We start from the raw sequence: 2,083 nt of genomic DNA on the forward strand, positions 1-2,083 counted from the left end.
AATCCGAAATTGCTTCGCTGTTTCTCGGATACTCAACCCTTCTTCTTCCATCGTAAATATCACTTTACGTCTAAAATCAATTGAATAGCTCATATAAATGTCATCAAAATTAAGTCGCCTAACTATAGGCGATCATGACGTTTTAGCGTTAAGAAAATATCCATAAAAACAGCCTTATTAGGCTAAACACGGTTAATTAATTTATTGTGTTATTGCTGTTTATTATATCAAATAGTGAGAATAAAATGAAGGCTTGTTGATTGTTTCTAAGAAATATCTGCTGATAGAGAATTAGTATTGTTAAAATATAGTAATATCTGTCACTAACCGTATTATTGGTGTAAAAAAATGAAAACATCTAGTGCTAGCCTTCAAAAGAGAAAATAAATAGAATAATCTAACTTATAAGGTTACTATTTTTAGTTATGTTCATATTTTACGTAATTGAATAAATCATTATTTTGCTGAGGCTCTCAATCTTAGAAATTTTAAAAATATGCTTTTTTCACTGTGTATGGTGCCTATCATGATGGGCGGCATTATGTTATTAATTTATGGCATTGGCGATCTTTTTAACATATTGTCGAAGGCACAGTTCCGTCATTCAAAGAAACAACATTAATTCGTTTATCTTCTCTTGATAGTTAGCCAACATTTTTCAGGCGCTTTATTATTTATTTTTAATCTGAAATGACATATTTAATATAGACATAACAAATGCCTCAATTATCTCACCGTTCTCTATTCTTTTCTGTTTATTATTTGATCGAGAATAAGCTTAATACTCTATTTAATGTCGTAAAGATGCCAAAATATTAAATAAAATAATCCTTTTAAGTTTAAAAGTATAAATAAACTATAAAACTATAAATTGACCAAGTGATTGATAAAGCGATTTTTATTGCTAACTGTGAAAAAATAGCTTGGTTGTCATTAGATATCACGATAAGTTTATTTATTTTATTTTATTTTATTTTATTTTATTTAGCTTAAGGATAATTACTATGCCGCCATCAACTTTTTGCATTCCTACTATTAATAAAATTGGCCGGGGGTGTTTAGTCGATGTAGTAAATTTAATGAACGATTATGGTTATCAGCAAGTGCTTATTGTGACTGATCCTTTTTTAATGAAAAATGGTTTGGTTGAAAAAGTCACCAGAGCTTTTTTACATAATAAGATTAAAAGTCATCTTTTTACTGATGCTAAATTGCTGTCATCGTTAGAGATCGTAAAGCAGTCGATCGATTGTTATCAACATGAGCAGATTGATTGTATTGTTTCAATTGCTGAAGAGGCAGCCTATGATTATGCTAAGGCAATGATTTATTTACAATCTCATCACGCCATTTTTATTAGTGATAATATTAAAAACCATCGCCTTTAATTACTATCAATACAACTTCCGCCTCAAATATCGATAATTTTAATCCATTCCTTGATCAAACTAAAAATGAGTTAATCAATTTGGCTATTGCCGGATCACGTATTACCCCATTACTTTCAGTGACTGAGCCAGAGTTAATGCTAGGTTTATCAAGTGAATTTATTGCTGCATTAGGCATGAACTCTTTAACCTATGCAATTGAGGCTTATGTTTCAACCCCAGTTAATCCTGTTACCGATGCATGTGCTCTAAGTGCGATAAAAATATTGAGTAATGCTTTACGTCGAGCGGTTAATGATTCATTAGATCTACAGGCGCACGAAAGTGTTGCTTATGCGAAGTTTCTGACCGGGATGGCTTTTAATAATGCTTCACAGGGATATGTACAAACCTTCACCTGAGAAGTGAGGCATTTTTATCATCAACCGTTAACAATTTGCAATACCCTTTTGTTGCCTCAAGTGCAAGCTTTTAATCTAAAGATAGTAGCAAAAAAGTTAAAAAATATTGCTGGGGCAATGGGTATTAGGGTTGCTCATATGACCGATCAACGTGGTGCAGAAGCTTGTATAGTTAAACGACTTAATTTTGATGATATTATTTATATGAGCTATTCAATTGATTTTAGAAGTAAAGTGATATTTACGATGGAAGAAGAAGGGTTGAGTATCCGAGAAACAGCGAAGCAATTTCGG

2 protein-coding genes and 1 pseudogene are annotated in these 2,083 nt (G+C 31.6%); all 3 read left to right on the forward strand.

Annotated features, from left to right (window positions below; genetic code table 11):
* Window positions 1-496 precede the first annotated feature (496 nt).
* Window positions 497-622 carry an AcrZ family multidrug efflux pump-associated protein gene (locus ARSQ2_RS11010; RefSeq protein WP_181995319.1) on the forward strand — a complete coding sequence of 42 codons (126 nt, stop codon included), beginning with the start codon at window positions 497-499 and terminating at the stop codon, window positions 620-622.
* Between the two features lie 382 nt (window positions 623-1,004).
* On the forward strand, window positions 1,005-1,388 hold the full coding sequence (locus ARSQ2_RS13930; RefSeq protein WP_181995320.1) for an iron-containing alcohol dehydrogenase: 384 nt from the start codon (window positions 1,005-1,007) through the stop codon (window positions 1,386-1,388).
* 176 nt (window positions 1,389-1,564) lie between these two features.
* Window positions 1,565-2,083 (forward strand): annotated as a pseudogene (locus ARSQ2_RS15310) (dehydroquinate synthase/iron-containing alcohol dehydrogenase family protein); the annotation flags it as partial.

It is taken from the genome of Arsenophonus endosymbiont of Bemisia tabaci Q2, assembly GCF_902713415.1.
Lineage (GTDB): Bacteria > Pseudomonadota > Gammaproteobacteria > Enterobacterales > Enterobacteriaceae > Arsenophonus.